Raw genomic sequence first — 20,811 nt, 5'->3', positions numbered from 1 at the left:
CTGTAGTAGAGCAGACGTCGAGAGCACCTTGTTGCGTTCGTTTCGCCGCGGCAATGACGCAGATTCAAAAATTCACCCGTATCGGGAGAGCTTGCTGTTGCAGAGTAGCAAACAATATGGTCGAAAAAGAATATTGCCAGGCTGCGGCGGCCACTCCCTTGTTTTGTACAAAAGATGATGCATTTTAGACGATCAACGCCCTTGCGGCAACTTTTCCCCCTTGATCATAGCTTAACTCTTGTGCCTGGCGTTACGCGACAAGGGCTGATGACAAAAAATATTCGATGCCGGTGAACGTGTACATGATGTAAAGATCGGCTATAGTATGCAGACCAGGCCGAACGGTCGGTTAAAAAAAGACAGTATTAAAAGACGGTGTGCCACAAGCCGCACCGTGTCGGATGGGTAAAGAAAAAGGAAGATCTATGCGTGTATTGAGTCTGTTTCTTGTGGTTTTATTGTCTCTGTGCGCCGTTGCCGCAGCGGAAGAAACGGTACAGCTCCGGCCGTATCAACGTTCTCTGCAGCTGACCGGCTTCACCAGAGCGAAAGCGGAAGTAGCCATAGCCGGAGAGGTAAGCGGCCGATGCAGCAAAATCCACGTCGATCTCGGCGATACCGTGCCCGCATCCGGAGTGGTGGCCGAGCTGGACAGCACCCTGGTTCGGCTGGATCTGGTCAAGAACAACATAGCCCGGGAGCAGGCCGGTCGACAGCTGCAGCTGGAGAAGAAGACCCTTGATCGCTATACAACTCTGATGGAAAATAAATCCGCTGCCCAGGCCACCTTTGACGAAGCAACTCTTCGCGCCGATATCCTCGAACTCACCCTGCAGGATCTGGTCAATGAAGAGGCGCGGCAGAAGGAGATGCTTGACCGGCATACCCTGCGCGGGCCTCCCGGCTGGCAGGTGGTCGAACGGTTTGTTGAAGAGGGTGCCTTCGTGCATCAGGGGGAGGCGGTTATGCGGCTCGGCGATTTTCGGCAACTGCTCGTCAGCTTTATGCTCAGCTACGAAGAACTCGATCTCTTGCGCAAGATGGAGAAAATCACCTTCCGCTTCCCCGAGCTTGAGGTGACGGCAGAGGCGCGGATCCATCGTGTTTCTCCCGGTTTTGATGCAAAGAGCAGGAAAATCCCCGTCGATCTGATAGTGTCGCCGGAGACATTTTCCTCGGACGTGGAGCTGCGCGGCGGCCTGCGGGTCAATCTCACCATTGTCGGCAAGGAGGAAACCGGTTCTTTTGTCGTGCCGATGAGTGCACTTGTCAGCCGGTACGAGGCACACTGGCTGGTACAAACCGACGGCCGGCGAAAAAAGGTGATCCTGCTCGGCACCGATGCCAAGGGTCAAGAGGCGATTATTACCGGAAAAGAACTGGCCGCGGGCGAATCCTTTCTCCTCTTTCCAGCGGATGCCGCGCCCCCGGAGCAGGATCAGCCGCAGGGTTGACGATACCCTATGCAGCGATTTATCTCCTTTACCCTGGCGCAGAAGGTTTTTTTCAATCTGCTCTTTGTCTTGTTGATGGTCATCGGCGCCGTTACCCTCTTGCGCATGCCGGTGGAGCGCTATCCCAATATCCAGTTCGGCAAAATGTACGTCAATACCTATCTGCCGGGGGCTTCGCCGGAAGAGGTCGAGACGCTGGTCACGCGAAAAATAGAAGAGGGGCTGGAAGATCTCGAGGATGTCGAATATGTTCGTTCGAGCAGTTATCGGGAGCGGTCCTCCATTGTCATCAAGTTTGTCGACGACAGCGATTACGAGAAGCGTTTTGACGATGTGCGGTTAAAAGTGCTGTCCATCGTCGGTGATCTGCCGGAGCGGACGGAACCTCCCATCTTTAATTTTCTTGATGTCAACGACTGGTTTCCAGCGATAAGCGTCAATGTCGCCGGCGAACATGAGAATGTCACTCTCGCCCTTGTCGCTGAAGAAATAAAAATAACCCTGGCCCAGATTGCCGGAGTAAAAGAGGTGAAGGTCAGCGGCGACTATACCCGCGAATTTCACGTCATTCTCTCGGAAGACAAACTCAAGAGAACCGGCCTCACCTTTATGGACGTCGCGGCGGCCCTGCGCAAGGCGAACATCACCCTGCCGGCCGGTCATGCCGCGACCAAACTGGGGGAGTTTGTCGTCAGGGTCGATGAGCAGTTTACCGGCAGAGACGATCTGTTCGCCACGATCATCCGCCGAGACGGCGACGGTGCCGTCGTGCGCCTCGGTGACCTTGCCGAGGACGGCTATTTTTCCTACCTCGATCCCTTTATCATGGCCTCGGTCAACGGGGCGGATTGTGTCACCCTGCAACTCCTCAAACATGCGGACGGCAATGCTCTTTTTATCGCCGAGCGGGTCCGGGAGGCGGTCGGCGAGCTGCAGCCGATCTATGCCGCGCACGATATCAGTCTCACCGTCACCCAGGATTCGAGTAGCAAAATTGAGGATTCGATCCGGGTACTCGGCGTCAACCTGCTGCTCGGTATCATCCTGGTCTGCGCGATCATCTGGCTGTTCATGGGATTTCGCAACGCCGCTCTGACCACCATCGGCATTCCTTTTGCCTTCCTGGTCACCATGGTGATCATGTACGCGACGGGCAATTCCATCAACGAGGTGTCACTTTTTGCCTTCGTGCTCGTCTCCGGCATTATCGTCGATGATGCCATTGTCGTGGTTGAAAACATCTATCGCCATCTGCAGAGCGGAAAACCCCTGGTCGAAGCGATAACCGACGGTACCTCCGAGGTTTTTCTACCGGTCATCAGCGCAACGCTGACCACCATCGTGGCCTTTCTGCCCATGCTGATCATGACCGGCATGGTCGGCGATTTTTTTGCCATCATCCCGAAAACCATTGCCTTTGCCTTGACGGCCTCCCTGCTCGAGTGCCTGCTCATTCTGCCCTGCCATTATATGGAATTCGGGCCGCGCCGCGTTGTGGTCCATGAAGACCGGGGGGACCGCTCGAATACAGAGCATGCCTTCTTCTCTACGGCAAAAGAGGGCTGGAGTATGCGCCTGATACGGTCGATCTTTCATCGATTACTTTTGCTGGCGCTGCGTTTTCGTAAAAGCTCGCTTGGCCTCCTCGGCCTGATATTTTTCATGGCCATGGCCATCTTTATCCTTTCCCTGCAGGGCAGAACAGGCCTCATCCGCATCCAGTTTTTTCCCGACAACTACTCTCTTTTTTATGCCGAACTGACCGGCCCTGCCGGAACACCGATTGAGACCACCCATGCGCTGATCAAAAAGATGGCTGCCCGGATCTCTCAAGAGAATGAGGGACAGGCGGAATCGGCACTTGGTTTTGCCGGTTATTATATCAATGAGGATTTCAACCCCCAGTACGGCAACAATCTCGGCTATGTCGCCGTCACTCTGCCTTCCGTCGCCAAAAGGCATTTTGCCGACTTTCCGGAAAACGATGTCGTCGCCCATCTTGAGACGGTGCGGACCATGCTCCAGCCTCTTTTACCCGAGGGTTTTGCCTTGTCTGTCCGCCCGGAAAAAGACGGGCCGCCGTCGGGCAAGGATGTGAATATCCGGGTCCTCGGACAGGATTCGGCTAATGTATCGGCCCTGGCCGAGGTCTTGGGCGACTATCTTCGCGAAGACCGGGAGATATCGCCCTGGCTCGTCGATTTCCGCGACGACCGGGGCAGTGATGCCCGGGTGTTTCGCATCAAGATCGACGCCGAACGGGCTGCGGAATGGGGCTTATCTGTTGCCGATGTCGCCGGTCTTGCCGCCTCGGCACTGCAGGGGCAGATAATCGGCGAGATGAAATTGCCGGAAGAAATGATCGATATCCGTCTGAAAACCGCCAACGAGGCGGCCATGCCGATGGCTGCCGCCCTGGATATGCTGGTCGTTGATGTACCAGCAGGCGAGCTGCGCCTCGGTGATCTGTGTCGGCCGGAATACAGTTTTGAACCGGGCTACCTCAATCGTTTTCAGCGGCAGCGGGCCATTACCCTGACCGCCAATTTACAGACCGGGGCGCCGCTGACCAGTGCCATGGTGGTGAAAAGGGTCGAAGCGTTCTATTCGACAGTCAGAGGTGCATATCCCGGTGCATCGCTCAATTTTGCCGGAGAGTATGAATCCACCCAGAAGTCCTTCACTTCCCTGGCCTATGCCTTTGCCATTGCCGTGGTGGTTATCTATCTGATCCTCGCCGCCCAGTTTAAATCCTATGTGCAGCCGCTGATCATTATTGCCGCGGTGATCTTTGCCTTGACCGGAGTGGTTCTCGGCACCGGGCTGTCCCGAACCGTGTTTACCATCAACAGCTTTGTCGCTGTCATCGGGGTTACCGGGGTGGTGGTCAATGATTCCCTGGTGCTGGTCGAATTTATCAACAAATGTTACCTCAAGGGCATGAGCAGGCGAGACGCCCTTTTGTGGGCAACCCATATCCGCCTGCGACCGATTCTGTTGACGACCCTGACCACCACCCTGGGGTTGTTACCGATGGCCCTGGGCATTCCTGAATATTCTCTTATCTGGGGCAGTATGGCGATGACCTTTGTTACCGGCCTGTGTACGGCGACCTTTCTGACCATCGTCATTATCCCTGTACTCTGGGATATTACAGAAAAAAGACGGGGGCCGCGGCAAAAAAAGAAAACAACGGAATACTCCCCGATCGAATCTTGAAAAAACTTGCCCGGGCCGGCAAAAATAGCTAAGATGCGAGCCTTGAATGAGTACCTTACAGATAAAAAACAAGCAGGAAGAAACAGTTCAACAACCGCCAAACGCAATTAACAACAAAGGAAGGGGAAAATGGTTAAAAAAAATGTGCTGCTTTTTTGTAGTCTTCTGGCCCTGGTATGCGCCGGTCACGCTTTTGCCGCGGAAAAATTGGTCAACGGCATCGACGCAAACTTTCCACCCTTTGCCTACATTGACCAGACCGGTCAGCCCAGCGGTTTTGATGTCGAGGCGATGAACTGGGTGGCCAAGGAGATAGGCGTTGAAATCAGCCACCAGCCGATCGAATGGGACGGCATTATCACCAGTCTTCTCACCAAGAAAATTGATATCATCGCTTCCGGCATGAGTATCACCGAGGAACGCGCGCAAAAGGTAGATTTTTCCGTACCATACTGGATCATCAAGCAGGTGATGGTCACCAAGAAAGGCTCCCCGCTGACCATCGATGACATTCTCACCGGCAAGAAAACAGTCGGCGTGCAGCAGGGAACATCCGAGGCCAAATGGCTGAAAGAAGAAGCGGCCAAGAAGGGATGGAATTTTGAACTTCGCTACTACAGTTCTTCTCCGCTCGCCGTCGAGGATGTCTTGAACGGCCGGATCGACGCGGCGGCAATGGATGATGCACCGGCAAAAGACGCCGCTTCGAAAAAAGATGTCCAGCTCGTCGGCACTTTCGGCATGCATGAAGAAGAATTCGGCTACGCGGTTCGTAAGGATGATAAAGAGCTGCTTGAAAAAGTAAACAAGGCGCTGACCAAACTGATGGCAACGCCGGAATGGACCGAATTGATCAACAAGTACGAATTGAACAAATAGCAGTTTTTATTGACGGGCGTATATCCCAGGAGGAGTGCGCCCGTTTTTTTTTCCATTATAGCCGTCATGGCTGGACCTTTCTTGTCTCCACTCCGCAGGTAACTCGATGCCACACGCCTTAGCTGTCGTCTTTGATTCCTTGCCGTATCTTCTCCAGGGGTCCTTTCTGACCATCGGCATAGTTGTTGCCGCGATGTGTCTCGGGTTGGTTCTCGGCATCTTCATGGCGGTCGGTCTGGTCTACGGCAACAGATTCGTCAGATACCTGTTCACCGCCTATGTGTGGATTTTCAGGGGAGTGCCGGTAGTGGTGCTGCTCTTTCTCTTTTACTTTGGCCTGTTTAATTTTCTCGATCTGCAATTCAGCGCTTTTACCGCGGTGACCATCGTCCTTGGCATGACCACCGGAGCCTATCAGGCGAATATTTTCCGAGGGGCCATTCTGTCTCTGCCCAAAGGGCAGTTTAACGCGGCGATCGGTCTCGGCATGAGTGAGCTCCAGGCGATAAAAAACATTGTTCTGCCGCAGATTCTCCGAATGTCCATCCCGGCCTGGTCCAATGAATATTCCATCATCCTCAAGGATTCGGCGCTGGCCTTTGTCATCGGCGCACCGGAGATCATGGCCAGGACCCAGTTTGTCGCCTCCCGCACCTACCAGCACCTGTCCCTGTACATTACCGCGGGAATTATCTATTTTCTGCTCACCTGGGCCGGGGTGATCGCTCTTCGAAAACTGGAGAAGTATCTCCGTATCCCCGGCTATTCGCACCAAGGCAACCAATAATGACCGCAAGAATGACCGATATAATGACCGAAACAGATCAGATTCTCCGGGTGACCGATATCAACAAGTCTTTTGGCGGCAACACCATTCTCAACGCGGTCAGTGTCAAGCTGGCCAAAGGCGAGATCAAGGTGCTTATCGGCCCTTCCGGCGGAGGCAAAAGCACCCTGCTGCAGTGCATCAACTGTCTGGTCGTGCCGGATGGAGGGACAATCGAGCTGGAGAATGAGGCGATCGATTTCACCCGTAAGCAGGATCTCTACAAGCTGAGACAGCAGGTCGGCATGATTTTTCAGGACTTCAATCTGTTTGACCATCTGAGTGCCCTGGATAATATCACCATTGCCCTGCGCAAGGTGAAGAAGATGGATAAAAAACAGGCCGAACAACGCGCCCGGCTGGAACTTGACCAGGTGGGCCTGGCCGACAAAGAGGCACTGTATCCGGCGCAGCTGTCCGGCGGTCAGAAACAGCGACTGGCCATTGCCAGGGCGCTGGCCATGGACCCGAAGATACTCCTGCTCGATGAACCGACTTCGGCCCTCGATCCGACCCTGATCGGCGAGGTGATCGCCGTCATCAAGGGGCTGGCGGTCAAGGGGATGACCATGATTATGGCCACCCACCAGATAAGCCTGATTTATAACCTGGCCGATGAAATACTCTTTATGGAAAACGGCCGAATCGTCGAACAGGGCCCGCCTGCCGCCTTACTGGCCGCCGGCAACAAGAGCAGGTCGCAGGGGTTTTGCGACCGTCTCAACGAACTTGCCGAGGTGGACGGCTGATGTTCGAACTGTCGCCCTTTTACCAGGATCTGCTGACCAGTCTTAACCGGGGGCTGCTCATGTCCATTGCCCTGATCATCCCCTCGGCCATCGGCGGGGTGCTGATCGGCATCATTGCCGGTTCTCTCCGCACCTTCGGCGATCGGTTTATCAAGACCATCGGCGACGCCTATGCGGCAATATTTCGCGGCACGCCGCTGGTCATCCAGCTGTTTATCCTCTATTTCGGCCTGCCGAATATCGGCATTTACCTGTCGCCCTATGTGGCGGCTGTGGTCGGTTTTACCCTATGCAGCGGCGCCTACCAATCGGAATATGTGCGCGGGGCCCTGCTGTCGATTAAAAGCGGCCAGTATCTTGGCGCCCAGGCCCTCGGATTTACCACCTTGCAGGCCATTTTCTGGATCATTGTCCCCCAGGCGGTGCGCCGGGCCATCCACGGTTGCGGCAATGAGATCATCTATCTGATCAAATATTCCTCCCTGGCCTTTATCGTCACCTGTATCGAACTGACCGGAGAAGGGAAAACCGTCGCCACCGAGTACTTTCGCTATACCGAGGTCTTCACCATTCTCGGTCTCTATTATCTTGGCCTGGTCAGTCTGGCCATGATCATTTTGAAAAAAATCGAACAGCGGCTGTATGTCCCCGGCTTCGGCCACGGTTGACAACCTGTTCTACAAGCTTTAGATCATTTGCCATGCCGCACTATGCCCGCATTACCGAAGAAATAACCGCCGCCATCCGGGCGCGGCTCGGTGCCGAGGCCATCGACACCGCCCCCGATACCCTTGCCGAATATGCCGGTGATGCCTCTACCCTGCATTTTCCCCCCGAGCTGGTCGTCCGGGCGAAAAGCGTCGCTGATGTGCAGGCCCTGCTGCAACTGGCTAACATCTACCGTTTCCCGGTGACCCCGCGGGGGGGCGGCTCGGGTCTTGCCGGCGGCTGCCTGCCGTCACTGGGCGGCGTGGTGCTGTCGACCATGGGGCTGAACCGGATCGAGCGCATTGACACGAAAAATTTCATCATGCAGGTGCAGCCGGGGGTGATCAGCCAGACGGTTCGCCAGGCGGCCGAGGCCGCAGGCCTGTTTTATCCGCCGGATCCGGCGGGCATGGACCAGAGCACCATCGGCGGCAATGCCGCCACCGATGCCGGCGGTCCGGCCTGTGTCAAATACGGCACTACCCGTGATTATATCCTCGGACTGGAAGCGGTGCTGCCGAGCGGCCAGTTGATCACCACCGGGGTACAGACCAGAAAAGGCGTGGTTGGCTATGACTTGACCAATCTGCTGGTCGGCAGCGAGGGCACCCTGGCGGTGATCACCTCGCTCATTTTAAAACTTCTGCCCAGACCGGCGGCGACCACCGGCATGATGTGCGTCTTCAGCGACATGGTTTCGGCCATGAACGCCGTGGCGGCGATCATGGCCGACGGACATCTGCCCAGTGCCATAGAATTTCTCGACCATAAATGCCTCGCCCTCATCGGCGAACTGCTGCCCTTTGCCTTGCCAGGCGACAAGCCATCCATTCTGATTATCGAGATAGACGGCCCGCAGAGCCAGATTGACGCGGAAATGGAGGCTATCTGTTCGCTTGCCGGCAAGGCCGGGGCGGTCCAGCTGATCAAGGCGGCAACTGCAGAGGAGCGGCAGAACATCTGGGCGGTGCGGCGTCAGGTCAGTCTGCGCATCCACGACTATGCCAAACTGTATATCCCGGAAGATATCGTCGTCCCCCTGACCGCCATCGCCGAACTGGTCGATGCCCTGCCTGCTTATGAACGGCAGTACGGCATTGAGGTCTTTGCCTTCGGCCATGCCGGCGACGGCAATATTCATTTGAACATCACCACCCAGGATCCGGCGGGAGAAGAGATGGCCAGAGAGGGAACCAGAGCCCTGCTTGAATTGACCCTGCGCCTGCAGGGCACGATTTCCGGCGAGCATGGCATCGGCATCGCCAAGTCGCCCTATCTGAGCATGGAACTTTCCGCGAGCAGCATCGAACTGCAGAAAAACATCAAGAAGCTCTTTGACCCCAACCTGATTCTCAATCCAGGCAAAATTTTTCCCGCTTGCTGAGGCAATACCATGGTCCCTGCTGCACACTTCCCCCATCATTATCCGGTCAGTCGGCGGGTACGCAACATCGCCCCGTCGGCCACCAAGGAAATGGCGCTGGTCGCCGCCGGTATCGAAGGGTGTGTTTCCCTCGGTCAGGGGGTCCCGTCCTTTGCCACGCCCGCGCACATTGTCGAGGCGGTCACCAGAGTGCTGCAGGAGGATCCCGGCAGCGGAAAATATTCCCTGCAGACCGGGATGGCCGCGCTGCGAAGACGGATCGCCGCCTATCTGCTGGCGGAAAAAAATATCCGTGTTGACCCGGACAGGGAGATATGTGTTACCGTCGGCGGTATGGAGGCCTTGCTGACGACCATCCTGACGGTGGTCGATACCGGCGATGAAGTCATCCTGCCCTCGCCGACCTATGCCTCGTATATTGAGCAGATCACCCTCGCCGGGGGCATCCCCATATTTGTCCCGCTGACCGACACCTGGGGCCTGGATCTGCCGGCTATCCGAGAGGCGATAACGCCCCGGACCCGGGCGATCATTCTCTGCAATCCGGGTAACCCGACCGGCACGGTGTTCAGCGATGATGAAACCCTCGCCCTCTGCCGGCAGGCGGTGGCCGACAACTTCATCATCATCACCGATGAGGCCTACGACTATATGGTCTATGATGGCAAGATGCCGCTCAGCCCGCTCTGCATGGACGAGTTCCGTGACCAGGTCATCTCGATCTACTCGCTGTCGAAAAAATACGCCCTCACCGGCTGGCGGGTAGGCTGGGTGGCTGCGGCCGGCGGCTGGATGGAGCAGATCATGAAGGTGCATGACGCGACGACCATCTGTGCTCCGACCCCGTCGCAGTTTGCCGCCCTTGCCGCCCTTGACGGCGACCAGAGCTGTGTCGCGGCCATGCGGGCAGAACTGGTCAAACGAAAAGAGCTGTGTTGTGCACGGCTGGATAGATTGAGCAGCTCCTTTTCCTATGTCCCGCCGAAAGGGGCCTTTTATATCATGGCCAGGTACCTTTTTTCGGAGGCCTCTTCCCAGGAGCTGGCCACCCGAATCCTGCAGGAGGCCAGGGTGATCACCATTCCAGGCGGCTGTTTCGGCACCGGCGGCGAGCAGCACCTGCGTCTGTCGTTCGGCGGCGAGCCGCAGGTGATAGAGGAGGCCTTTGATCGTCTTGAAGCCTGGTTGGCGAAAACAGGAGTGGCGTAACAGTGACGCATCGATGTACAGGTTCAGGTAACGCGAAAGCGAGGTTTCCACCCCGGCGCCGAGGGTGTTCAGCGTCTGCATTTTACTCTGCACAGTTGTCCACCAGTCATTGTCTTCCGGAGGAACGATATTCACCTGCGCAAATTCTTCGATGAATATGTGTGAATTTTTGGAAAGTTTTTGAAAATGAGCGGCATACTCAGGGTAATTTTCTGCAAGAGGCCAAGGTGATCGCCAACCCCGGCGGCTTTTTCTCCTGCCTCGCAGCTGCCAAAAGAATAAAAGAATACATCTGAACAATCTGATCGTGAAATGGCTAAAAAGGAGTGAAATGAAAAGATCTACGCTCGCTTCACTCTGACCGAGACCATCGCGATTCCGCCAAGCGTCAGCACCCCGCCGACGACCAGCTTCCAGCCGATTTCATCGTGAAAGAACAGCACCCCGAACCATGAGGCAAGAACCGGTGCCAACAACATCAGCGGAGTGACGATGGCAACAGGATAGCGCCCGAGCAGACGATAGACGATGCCATGACCGACAACCGAGGCACCTATCGCCGAGTAGAGGGGCGTCCAGAAATCATACAGTCCGGCAGCCGTAAGAATCTGCAGATGGTTCGACTCGAAAATCAGGCTGAGCAGCAACAGTGATGGAGTGGCGACCAAGGCTATCCATGCCTGCAGCTTGAAAACGCCAAGTTTGGGAAACTGGCGCATCATGATGGTGGCAATGGCCATCATCATGGCCGCGCCCGCTACCCAGAGCATGGCGTCAAGATGATTGAACACTACCGGGTCAAAACCAATAACCATCACCCCGAGAAGGGCTGTCAGAATGGCAATGATCCTGATGACCGATATTTTCTCCCGAAGAAAGATTGCGGCGAGAATTGCGGAAAACGGTACATACAACTGGGTGGTAATCGCCACCGAAGCGATATTGCCGCCGGCGTTCAACCCGATGAACATCATACTGAAATGACCGACACCGAGCAGGAGCGCCACCCGTAACATCGGCCACATAGAGCCGGGAGCCGGCCTGAGCCATGGCAGCATCACCAGCAGCAGAAAGAGAAAACGAAGAGAGGTGAACAGAAGTGGTTGGAATTGCGCAACCCCTACCTTACCGGCAATAAAGTTGAAGCCCCAGGCGAAATTGGCCAGCAAAGCAAGTAAAAGGTCGGTGACATGCATGTTCGATAAAGTGGAAATCAGTGGTAATCACGCCCGGGATACGTCTCCGGTCAGAAAGATGGGGCATGTGGACAGAACAGCCAGAATTTTCAGGGAATAAGGCACTGAAGCAAGGTACGACTGCCAGATGATTTTTCCCCACTATCCATTAACTCCGTTTCTTTGATACACCAGTTCCACTCTTTCCGCCATACCTCATCATCCCAGCCAGAGATAGGCTACCGCCGACAGGCAGAGCAGAAAGGCCGGCGGCATAAACATCTGCCACGAAGGCCGGGCCATGAGCAGACGGGAGATGATGCGCCTGGTCGCATAAAGCGAGGCGAGCAGACCGCCGGCAACAGTGATGAACTGAAGAATGAAGGTGGCATCATGGCTCATCATTCGTCTGGGTATATACTCCCCACCCATGCCGATTAGGTCTTTGACATTGTCGGCCAGCAGCCAGAGGCCACCGACAAAAATTTCCAGGTGTGCGGCCATGAAAGCACCAAGCACCAGAGGAATCATGCCGTAGCCAAAAATTGATGCGGTTACCTTCCAGCTGTTGCCGGTAAGCCGGGCCATGATCTGTGACAAGGCGGCGTAACCGCAGAGATAGATGACAATGCAGGTAAAAAAGAGCATGCTTGCGACCAGAGGCGGGCTATGGGGTAAGCCGAGGCTGTGCAGGGCGCCGGCCCAGCTGTCGATTACCCCTGGATAGTTCTGATTAATGGTGAACGGAAAAAAGATTGCCGCCAGGCTGACCACCAGAAAACTATCGGCAAGACGCGGCGATTGCTGGTTCCATAACTCCTGGGGAGCGAGGCGAAGGTTGAGGTGAATCGAGTTCAACCTGCAGTTCTTGACGCATTGCATGCACAGGATGCAATCCCGGTTGTTGTCGACCAGGAAAGGATGACGGAACATCGGGCAGCCGGCCACCCCGCCTTCACCGGTATAGCACAGGTGATCGGTACAGCGATTCATGCACATATGGGTGTTGGATCTGAGTTCCAGGATGGAAGGCATGGAAAACAAAGCATTCAAAGCGCCGAGCGGACAAAGATATCGGCACCAGACCCGGCGCTTAAAGAACACACTGAAAAACAACGCAGCCAGGGTGATAGAGGAGATGATCCAGGCGGTCAGCCGGGGAGAATGGTAGGCATCCCAGGTGGTTTCCAGCCAAAACAGGAAAATGCACAGCACAGTCATGATCCACCCGGAATACTGTTTGATGAACTGCGGGGTTGGTCGTTCCGGTTTGACGATGTGCTGCGCCAGCCAGCCGGGCACGGACAAACCACAGACACTGCACCAGGTCCGGGCCAGGAAAAAGAAGGTGAATATGAGCAGAGGCCAGCCGACCACCCAGCTCAGAGTCAGGCCGACATTTTTTTCGGCGGTGACTGGACCAAAGAACAGCACGGCGAGAATAAAGGCGAGAAAAATGCCGACTACCACCCGTGGCAGCACCGGAAAGAACCGGCTGGTGAGCAATGCCCGGATGGCCGGCAGCCGCAGCAGATTGAATTCCCACTTGCCTTCGGACTTCGGTATGCCCAAAAGTACCTGATCGTTGAGGGGCTGGTTGTTTTTGCCGAGAATCACCGCGCGCTGGATGACGCTGGTCATTTCCGTCAGATTGCCTGGCCAGTCGTAGTTCATGAACATGCCCAGGGTCTGGTCATCCACCTGCTTGATGGTCTTGCCATACTGCCGGCTGTAGCGTTTGAGGTAATACTGCACCAGACGTGGGATATCCCGGCGATGCATGCGCAAAGGAGCTGCCTGAAAATGCTGCTTGGCCACCAGGGCATAGAGCGTGGGCAGCAGTCGGTTATGACCGTCCTGCCGGCGCAGGGTGTCGGTACAGATGAAGATGATTCGTGAATGCAGTAATAGTTCGCTATCGTTGCCTGTCCTGGTGAGGGGCGTTTTTCTGATGAGTGCGACAAGCTGCCGCTGGATGTCCGGTTCCAGGTGTTCGGCGTTATAAAGAACCACCGTCCCCCCCTGTAACCGCTCGAAAACGCCAAGTTGCTCGATTTGCGAGAAGGCGAATCCATCCCGTTTATAGCCGAAAAGCTTTCCATCCAGTTGCTCCGGGTCGATGCCGCGGATGTCAATTTCGGTGTAGGGACCATTCTTGCAGGTGCTGGCCCGGTGGATTTCCTGGGCCACCATTCGTCGGCCGGTCCCGGCCTCACCGGTAATAAGGATCGGTTCAAGGTTATCAGCGAATCGGCTGACTGCCTTCATGATCTGGCGTAAAATGGTTGATTCGGGCAGGCGAATCTTACCGTCTTTGTTCAGGGAAACTTTTTCCGGTAAATGAGATGCCGGCAAATCGGTAAAAAAAGTCGCATCGAGATTGTGATCGGCACCCATCGGGCCCTGCTGCATTTTTTTCAGCGAGTCGGCATGGTCATGAAAGGAAACCCGCAGGCGATCGGCCAGGGCAAGAGTGAGCTGATGCTCTATGGCATGGTTGGCCTGCAGCAGCGTATGGAAATCTTCGGCATGAAAATACACCAGAGTAAGGCGGGTGAGGGCTCGGGCATTGATGCAGTTCGTGCGGTTGGTCAGCAGTGATGTTTCGCCGAAGTGGCCTCCCAGGCCAATATGGCTGACGATCAGTTGGCCGTCGTTCGCCATATTCATGGTCAGTTCCACTTCTCCCCCGGCAACGATGTAAAAACGGCGGTTATTCTCGCCCTGCCGGTAGACGTACTGCCCCTGTTCAACGATTTGCCAATGGGCGGCAGCGATGAGCTGTCCGACGACTTCGGCATCGAGGTCTTTAAAAAGTTCAGACGTATAGAGGCTCTGTCTGAGCCTGTCCTGTTCGAGCATAGCTCTATGGTTGCATCGACACCTTGTTGTCATACTGAGGGCATTCTGCGCGTTGCCATATTCGTTATAGCATGAATCGTGCCGAAAAATCGACCTCAAGGCAAATCCGTCGGTGGCCGAGGATTATCCCCGCGGCGCGGACATTTCCTGCCGTTGATCTTCGGACGGGCCAGGTGTTGGCGCATCCGACCTTGTCGGTTTGTTTTACATTTCGGCAAATATCTGGACACGCTTTCTTCTCAACATGTTTGCAAAAAAGTCCGTGGCCTGGGGTGCACCGCCGGGCACAGATTGGCCGGTGCAATTTAAAGTCGTTTTTCTGCAGGGTGAGGGGTAAGATATGGTTGGAAATTTCCATCCCCACTGCCAACACAGAATGATCCACAAACCATTACGAATCTTCAAAAACGTATCCCTGACTTAGAAAGTCTTGTCTAATCATTAATTGAAAAAATTGCATTGAATTAACTGAGCAACATAGGTTCAGAAGAGCAAGGCTTCAAAATGGGACGAACAAGGTGCTTTTAAGGTCTAGAACAGGGGTTCTTTTGAAAAATAATTCTATGATATCAGCCTGCCGAATAGATCCATCTTTAATCTCCACTCATTTTCGCGTTCTTTTTCAGTTTTTCCGGAAAAACGAACCGAAATTACGGAAATCCGTCTAGCAATTGTTTGCAGTGACAGGCTTATTTAATGTATCTGCTGGAAATTTATGCATATAAGATAATGCCAGGGTTGTGGCAAGAAAATTGCATAAATCTACCTGTAAATACGAAGTGCAATCGATTTCTCATTTAGCATGGGGTGAGGAGAAAATTAACAAGTTCGGAATATGCAATTTATTTAAAGTCGAGGGGACTTTCTTAAGAAAACCTTGAGAAAGAACAGTAGCGTGTTTTTTTATCTGATGGCTGGTTGACAATGAGAGCACATCGGGAAAAAATGCATCATTCAAATGAAAGGGAGAAATTAAATGAAAAAAACATTAGTAGGTTTGGCTGGTACTGCCATTTTACTATCCAGCAGCCTGGCCATGGCAGATCAGATACAGATTATCACAGATCAGTTTTATTCGGTCGGCAACACGTATGATAGCTTGGGTACTAACACTGGCACTTATAATCCTTCATCACAGAATTTGGGAGTCAATACCTACCAGAGTCCGGATGGACAAGTCGATAGTTTCGGTCTTGGCAGTCTTCTCCGCATGCAAGATATGGACACCCAAACCAGCATCTTTCAAGCAACGACAGCCCAGGGGATGAGCTTTGTCATTAGTGGTGCTGATGATGTCCTGTTTAATCCGACCGGTGGCACCTCAGCGAATTTGTATTCCTTAGGCGTGAATGTCAAAGTATACACCGATACGCCCCCCAATTTTGATGCGACGAATCCTGCTACTGCAAGTGACGGAACTCTGTTACTGGATCTGCAGGGGCATGCTCTGTCATTAGCGGGTTTAGGGTTTGACCTGACGAACGGCGACCAGTATGACCTTGAGGAAGATTACAATTACGGTACCGGCAGGTACACCGGGTCCGCCCTCTTGGACGTGATCGGCGGATCCTGGATGTCATTATGGGATACCAATATGGAGCTTGACGGTGCCGACTTGGCATTCAGCTTCTCGCTCGACCCGATCAATACTCCTCTTGGCATGTTTACCCTGTCCGGTACCGCCAACGGTGTTGGGAACACAACAGCTCCTCCTATTCCTGAACCGGCAACGATGATCTTGGTCGGCATAGGTTTATTCGGCTTTGCAGGCTATAGCAGAAGGAAAATGCGCAAATAAGAAGTAATAACGCAGGTAGGTTGTAAAAAGGAGCCGGAGGGATTTGCCCAGCTCCTTTTTTTTGTCTGAGCTAATGCTTAGGAGATGTCAGATATTCTTGAACTTCCGCTCGTAGTCGAGTTCCATCGAATAGGGAAAGGTCTGATACGCATATAGCTGCAACTTAAATGGAGCGGAAATATGGGTCGAGATCGCTTTTACGAACGCCTTCTCAAGCTCCGGCGAACATTCAATTCCTTTCTTCAACTGGACCTCTATCACAAAGGCATGGTCCTTTATGGCTAGACGGAAATAGCCGGTGGTTGCAGCGGCAACGGCAAAGTCTGTATACATCCCCTGCTTGACGGCCTCCGGAGCAATGGAGGAGTTTTTGATTATCAATGCACGGTTCTTCCTGCCGCCAACCGAAAGCATCGGCAGTTTCAATTCCGGACAGAGGTGGCCATAGCCGCAGTCCTGCAGGATGGTTGCAATTTCGTTATAGGAGTAGATGCGGGCGACATCCTTCACATTGTAGCGGATCAGCGGAATCAGCAGCGCCTTGCTTAACATCGAGACCACCAGTTCCGGCGAGCCGTCGCCGCTTTCCACCACCTCAAGGAAGGTACGGTGCGGATAGTAATGAAAGAGCGTCGGCTGGATATCGCAGCCTTCGCCGTAGAGTGCGTAGCGCAGGTGCTTGTCGGCCAATGCCGCCCGTTGAATACGGATCGAGTCCCGTGATTCGTGAAAGAGGTTCAGATCAAGTTCGGCTACTCCCATCGTTCCGCCGATCAGTCCCCTCTCCATCTTTTCCCAGTCCGTTCCCAGCATGCTGCCCAGATAGCTGCGAAAGGTCTCCGGTATCCAATCTTCTCCGGTGATCAAATGCACATTCTGTTTTTTCCAATCGATCCCCTGCTCGATGCCGTCTTCCAAAATCTTTTTCAGGAAATGCGGATCGCTGAGGATAATTATCTGGTCGAATCCGGGAGAGAATTTCTTGAAAATCGCCAGTGCCATATCCCAGCGGATGCTGGTATCGGCCACTGGGAGCGAGGTGGGAACCCGAACGCCCATCGGCAGGCTGTTTATAAAAAGGGTTTTTTTCTTTGAGATATCAAAAAGGTAGTCAAGTGCCGTGTCGATGGCCTTCACCGCATTGCGATGATTCTCATCGGTATTGATACCGAAAGAATAGACTCCGGAAAAACCGGAACTGGACATGGCGCTGCGGATCCGTCCGATGCTGCCATCCAGGCAGAGATCCTCGATAGCATATTTGGGAAAGACATCCTCCTTGGTAATCAGCGGCACCATATCCTTAAATGCCGCAATCGACGTCACCTTATCCGGGGAGCACCCCGCTTGTTGCAGGATCTGCCTATAAGCCGGAACACGAGCCGCCGTCCGTTGAAAGGCCTTCAGCAACTGCTCCTCCCCGTAGGCAACAATCTTTTCCGGGGCGGTGGCAGTCAATAGTTTCAGCGTTTTTCTACGCTCAAAAAGTGTCAATTCCTTTCGAATCTTCTCGCCTAGCCTCATTTTCTCTCCTGTGGATATCCATATAAGCTGGTGGTGAACCTGCTAGCTGCCCGAAAGCGATTCTCACGGATTCGTAAGATTAATTTTACCACGAACGTCACGGAAAATACGAAAATATACAACGAAGATTTCAGTATTTTTTAGGAGTGTGAACTTAAGAATAAGCCATTTGTTCACTGAAAAAAGAGAAGATTTCAGGATTCCGCCTGTTCATCTCTACTTCTAAATGCTCTATGGACGCCCCATAGACTCTAACCTTACCGTAGTAATCTATCTCGTCCGGGATAAGGAGTTTAAAATGAACACCGTATCGTTCCAGCAGTCGATAGAGGGGGTCTTCAAAGGTAGCGACCCAATGGGTTATGCCGAGATCATACTTGCTGGCAAGATACATGCTTTTAAAGAGTTCCAGTGTGACTACCGGTAATTTTCTGCGTAGACCGCCGCTGTCTACGTAGCCTTCCAGGCCGGTCAATCCATCCCTCGTTCGCCTGCGATACTGCTTGGTAATGCAGAGGCGTGAAATCTCGGCGGTGGAATCGAGTGGAAACCCCAGATGCTGCAACTGCTCAGGAAGTGAGCTGAGATGCTCAACCGTTGGGAAGGTGAGATACTCCGACCACTTGACAAGACGTACCGTTCCAACAACATCATCATTATTATTCGGGTCTTTGGCAAGAAAATGTTCTGAGACGGTGTCAAACTCATCATATTCCAGACCGTCAGAATAGTTTTCCGGGTCCAGAAAACATGCTTCATGACAGTAGACCTGATAACGCAGACTATATAACGATTCGAGTTCACTCACATCATCTTCCTCATTAAGTAGAGTTTTGAAGGTAGTTCACCGTTTTTTCCGGCGAAACGGACATTCCAGTTTTGAACCGTTGATTCGATCCAACTGGAAGGGCGGACAATAACGTAACCTCCAAGCCATCGCAAGAAACACGCCACTGTGCATCAAGAAATAATTAATGCAATTACAGCATGATAAAAATAATTAAAATTCTTCATCGGGCATACAATATTTTAATAAGTGTAAAAAATGCGCTCCTGAGGGCAAAGATTTCACGCTCGATGCGCTGTGTTTCGTCAATAAAGAAATGTCGTTTAGGATTACCGGCCGATAAGAGAGTTAAACTTGAATATATAGACAGCATTTCCCATGAGGCTATTCGCCGGATTTTAAGAAAAAAAACTCAAGCCTTGGCAACAAAAAGGGTGGTTGATTCCAGCCGATCGACAATGGCAGTTTTGTCGCGAACATGGAAAAAGTGCTCGATGTTTACAACCCTCTGTGTCAATGTGAGTGAAATAGAGTTGAATGTTCTTGTCTATGTTTACCTAGAAGATTAAGTAAAAGAATAGACAGCATTAAAAAGTCAGAAAAGAAACACGTGCATGGCAAGAAAACAGAAATAACAAAGCTGCAAAAGTAAATTGCCAGTTTACCGACAGACAATGCACGGATAAAACCGCTCCGCCTTTATTTGACATTTGATGATTGACGAGACACTAATGAATCTTTCCTGTGGAACACCTATACCATGTCGACGGATCGTGAAGCTTAAAGAAGTAGTGCGATAACGGCGCATTCAAAGAAAGCTACATATTGTTATTGCAACAATTTATTATTTTTATTCACAAAGGTGGATTAGCGGCAAAACATATGACCTTTATTCCGGATTTTAAAAGATATTATCTCTCACAAGAGATGGCAGTACTCATAATACTTACCAGTGAAAATGACCGGTAGATTGCAATAGGATGGGTAGCGGAACCTGCAGTCTTTGTCGGAATGCATGCGGGTACTTTTCTTCATATCCCCGTGGGTTGGGGAAAATTGCACCTTAACCAGGAGGGTGGGAAAATGAAAGTCGGAATTTTAAAAGAGATTAAAGTAGCGGAAAATCGAGTTGCCATGACGCCGACCGGCGTTGAGATTATGGTGGCCAATGGCCATGAGCTCATGGTAGAGGAGTCGGCTGGTGTAGGCAGTGGTTTTACCGATGACGCCTATCGTACCGCCGGTGCAAAAATTATCACCACCCCGGCGCAAATCTATTCCCATTGCGACATGGTCATGCATGTCAAGGAACCGCAGCCTTCGGAATATGATCTGATCCGCGAAGGTCAGATTGTTTTCACCTATTTTCATTTTGCCCCCGATGAGCAGCTGACCCGTGCCTTCATCAATAATAAATCCATTGCCATTGCCTATGAGACGGTGGAAGGTGCCAAAGGTGATCTGCCTCTGCTGACGCCGATGAGTGAAGTAGCCGGACGAATGTCCATGCAGGAAGGTGCGAAATATCTTGAGCGCTTCTACGGTGGACGAGGAATATTGTTGGGAGGAGTGACCGGTGTCGCTCCTGCGAGTGTTCTGGTCATCGGCGGCGGTGTCGTCGGCACCAATGCAGCCCAGATGGCCTGTGGTCTTGGGGCGAAGGTGTATCTGCTCGATACGAATCTTGACCGGCTGCGATATCTCTCCGAGGTTATGCCGAAAAACTGTTTCCCGATGATGAGCAATCCGACCATTCTTCGCGAACTGGTCCTGGAAGCGGATGTTGTTATCGGTGCAGTTCTGGTTGCCGGCACCAAGGCGCCTAAACTTGTCACGCGCGAGATGCTCAAGTTGATGAAAAAAGGGGCGGTCATCGTCGATGTGGCCATTGATCAAGGTGGATGTTTTGAAACCTCAAAACCAACCACGCATCAGGATCCGGTCTATGTGATTGATGGAGTTATTCATTACTGTGTTGCCAATATGCCCGGAGCGGTTCCGGTCACCTCAACCATGGCGTTGACCAATGCAACTCTTCCTTATGCCGTGCAGATTGCCAATAAAGGCTGGAAAAAGGCGGCTCAGGATAACCATGGGGTAAAGACCGGTCTGAATATAGTCGAGGGGAAGGTTACCTATAAAGGTGTCGCCGATGCCTTTGGCCTCGATTATACGCCGGTAACAGAGGTGTTGTGAAAAAGTGGAAGATGGACAAGTGATCCGATTAGCGACAGGAT

Annotated in this window: 14 protein-coding genes and 1 pseudogene; 11 read left to right on the top strand and 4 right to left on the bottom strand. The window is 52.9% G+C overall.

The genetic code is table 11. From position 1 onward, the window contains the following. Positions 1 to 425 precede the first annotated feature (425 nt). The 8 genes from ACYQ8U_RS09575 (at position 426) to ACYQ8U_RS09540 (ending at position 10,428) form a co-directional block, all read left to right on the top strand. Entirely contained in the window at positions 426 to 1,454 is a 1,029-nt protein-coding gene (locus ACYQ8U_RS09575; RefSeq protein WP_459945314.1) for an efflux RND transporter periplasmic adaptor subunit, read from the top strand. Positions 1,455 to 1,463: 9 nt separating this feature from the next. Continuing rightward, positions 1,464 to 4,673 carry an efflux RND transporter permease subunit gene (locus ACYQ8U_RS09570; RefSeq protein WP_459945313.1) on the top strand — a complete coding sequence of 1,070 codons (3,210 nt, stop codon included), beginning with the start codon at positions 1,464 to 1,466 and terminating at the stop codon, positions 4,671 to 4,673. A gap of 129 nt (positions 4,674 to 4,802) precedes the next feature. Then, positions 4,803 to 5,552 (top strand): ABC transporter substrate-binding protein, encoded by a 750-nt coding sequence (locus tag ACYQ8U_RS09565; RefSeq protein WP_459945312.1) that lies wholly within the window; start codon positions 4,803 to 4,805, stop codon positions 5,550 to 5,552. 106 nt (positions 5,553 to 5,658) lie between these two features. Beyond that, a complete protein-coding gene (locus ACYQ8U_RS09560; RefSeq protein WP_459945311.1) occupies positions 5,659 to 6,339 on the top strand; it encodes an amino acid ABC transporter permease in 681 nt (226 codons plus the stop codon). Beyond that, positions 6,339 to 7,127 carry an amino acid ABC transporter ATP-binding protein gene (locus tag ACYQ8U_RS09555; protein ID WP_459945310.1) on the top strand — a complete coding sequence of 263 codons (789 nt, stop codon included), beginning with the start codon at positions 6,339 to 6,341 and terminating at the stop codon, positions 7,125 to 7,127. Before ACYQ8U_RS09560 ends, ACYQ8U_RS09555 begins: the two co-directional genes overlap by 1 nt. Beyond that, positions 7,127 to 7,795: an amino acid ABC transporter permease gene (locus tag ACYQ8U_RS09550; RefSeq protein WP_459945309.1), complete on the top strand. Its 669-nt coding sequence runs from the start codon at positions 7,127 to 7,129 to the stop codon at positions 7,793 to 7,795. Before ACYQ8U_RS09555 ends, ACYQ8U_RS09550 begins: the two co-directional genes overlap by 1 nt. Before the next feature lie 32 nt (positions 7,796 to 7,827). Beyond that, positions 7,828 to 9,219 carry an FAD-binding oxidoreductase gene (locus ACYQ8U_RS09545; RefSeq protein WP_459945308.1) on the top strand — a complete coding sequence of 464 codons (1,392 nt, stop codon included), beginning with the start codon at positions 7,828 to 7,830 and terminating at the stop codon, positions 9,217 to 9,219. Between the two features lie 9 nt (positions 9,220 to 9,228). Next, a complete protein-coding gene (locus tag ACYQ8U_RS09540) occupies positions 9,229 to 10,428 on the top strand; it encodes a pyridoxal phosphate-dependent aminotransferase (RefSeq protein ID WP_459945307.1) in 1,200 nt (399 codons plus the stop codon). A gap of 341 nt (positions 10,429 to 10,769) precedes the next feature. On the opposite strand, the gene ACYQ8U_RS09535 is transcribed toward ACYQ8U_RS09540, so the two are convergent. Continuing rightward, a complete protein-coding gene (locus tag ACYQ8U_RS09535) occupies positions 10,770 to 11,624 on the bottom strand; it encodes a DMT family transporter (protein ID WP_459945306.1) in 855 nt (284 codons plus the stop codon). Positions 11,625 to 11,822: 198 nt separating this feature from the next. Further along, positions 11,823 to 14,465 (bottom strand): sigma 54-interacting transcriptional regulator, encoded by a 2,643-nt coding sequence (locus ACYQ8U_RS09530; protein WP_459945305.1) that lies wholly within the window; start codon positions 14,463 to 14,465, stop codon positions 11,823 to 11,825. 976 nt (positions 14,466 to 15,441) lie between these two features. Here ACYQ8U_RS09530 and ACYQ8U_RS09525 point away from each other — a divergent pair. Continuing rightward, a complete protein-coding gene (locus tag ACYQ8U_RS09525) occupies positions 15,442 to 16,263 on the top strand; it encodes a PEP-CTERM sorting domain-containing protein (protein ID WP_459945304.1) in 822 nt (273 codons plus the stop codon). Between the two features lie 87 nt (positions 16,264 to 16,350). On the opposite strand, the gene ACYQ8U_RS09520 is transcribed toward ACYQ8U_RS09525, so the two are convergent. Further along, the gene (locus ACYQ8U_RS09520; protein WP_459945303.1) at positions 16,351 to 17,787 is read right to left on the bottom strand and encodes a phenylacetate--CoA ligase family protein; all 1,437 of its coding nucleotides are present in this window, start codon (positions 17,785 to 17,787) and stop codon (positions 16,351 to 16,353) included. A gap of 154 nt (positions 17,788 to 17,941) precedes the next feature. Continuing rightward, complete coding sequence (locus ACYQ8U_RS09515; protein ID WP_459945302.1) at positions 17,942 to 18,595, bottom strand: PEP-CTERM/exosortase system-associated acyltransferase; 654 nt, start codon at positions 18,593 to 18,595, stop codon at positions 17,942 to 17,944. Between the two features lie 302 nt (positions 18,596 to 18,897). On the opposite strand from ACYQ8U_RS09515, the pseudogene ACYQ8U_RS09510 reads away from it, so the two are divergent. Then, a pseudogene (locus tag ACYQ8U_RS09510) lies at positions 18,898 to 19,076 on the top strand (IS630 family transposase); the annotation flags it as partial. Positions 19,077 to 19,657: 581 nt separating this feature from the next. Continuing rightward, on the top strand, positions 19,658 to 20,770 hold the full coding sequence (gene ald / locus ACYQ8U_RS09505) for an alanine dehydrogenase (RefSeq protein WP_459945301.1): 1,113 nt from the start codon (positions 19,658 to 19,660) through the stop codon (positions 20,768 to 20,770). Positions 20,771 to 20,811 lie beyond the last annotated feature (41 nt).

This window comes from Desulfocastanea catecholica (genome assembly GCF_054657295.1).
The sequence above is the reverse complement of the archived record's forward strand: the minus strand, read 5'-3'. Positions and strand labels throughout refer to the sequence as shown.

Coding starts and splice junctions, on each gene's coding strand:
- ACYQ8U_RS09575 (WP_459945314.1), top strand. CDS start 426: ATGCGTGTATTGAGTCTGTTTCTTGTGGTTTTATTGTCTCTGTGCGCC.
- ACYQ8U_RS09570 (WP_459945313.1), top strand. CDS start 1,464: ATGCAGCGATTTATCTCCTTTACCCTGGCGCAGAAGGTTTTTTTCAAT.
- ACYQ8U_RS09565 (WP_459945312.1), top strand. CDS start 4,803: ATGGTTAAAAAAAATGTGCTGCTTTTTTGTAGTCTTCTGGCCCTGGTA.
- ACYQ8U_RS09560 (WP_459945311.1), top strand. CDS start 5,659: ATGCCACACGCCTTAGCTGTCGTCTTTGATTCCTTGCCGTATCTTCTC.
- ACYQ8U_RS09555 (WP_459945310.1), top strand. CDS start 6,339: ATGACCGCAAGAATGACCGATATAATGACCGAAACAGATCAGATTCTC.
- ACYQ8U_RS09550 (WP_459945309.1), top strand. CDS start 7,127: ATGTTCGAACTGTCGCCCTTTTACCAGGATCTGCTGACCAGTCTTAAC.
- ACYQ8U_RS09545 (WP_459945308.1), top strand. CDS start 7,828: ATGCCGCACTATGCCCGCATTACCGAAGAAATAACCGCCGCCATCCGG.
- ACYQ8U_RS09540 (WP_459945307.1), top strand. CDS start 9,229: ATGGTCCCTGCTGCACACTTCCCCCATCATTATCCGGTCAGTCGGCGG.
- ACYQ8U_RS09535 (WP_459945306.1), bottom strand. CDS start 11,624: ATGCATGTCACCGACCTTTTACTTGCTTTGCTGGCCAATTTCGCCTGG.
- ACYQ8U_RS09530 (WP_459945305.1), bottom strand. CDS start 14,465: ATGCTCGAACAGGACAGGCTCAGACAGAGCCTCTATACGTCTGAACTT.
- ACYQ8U_RS09525 (WP_459945304.1), top strand. CDS start 15,442: ATGAAAAAAACATTAGTAGGTTTGGCTGGTACTGCCATTTTACTATCC.
- ACYQ8U_RS09520 (WP_459945303.1), bottom strand. CDS start 17,787: ATGAGGCTAGGCGAGAAGATTCGAAAGGAATTGACACTTTTTGAGCGT.
- ald (WP_459945301.1), top strand. CDS start 19,658: ATGAAAGTCGGAATTTTAAAAGAGATTAAAGTAGCGGAAAATCGAGTT.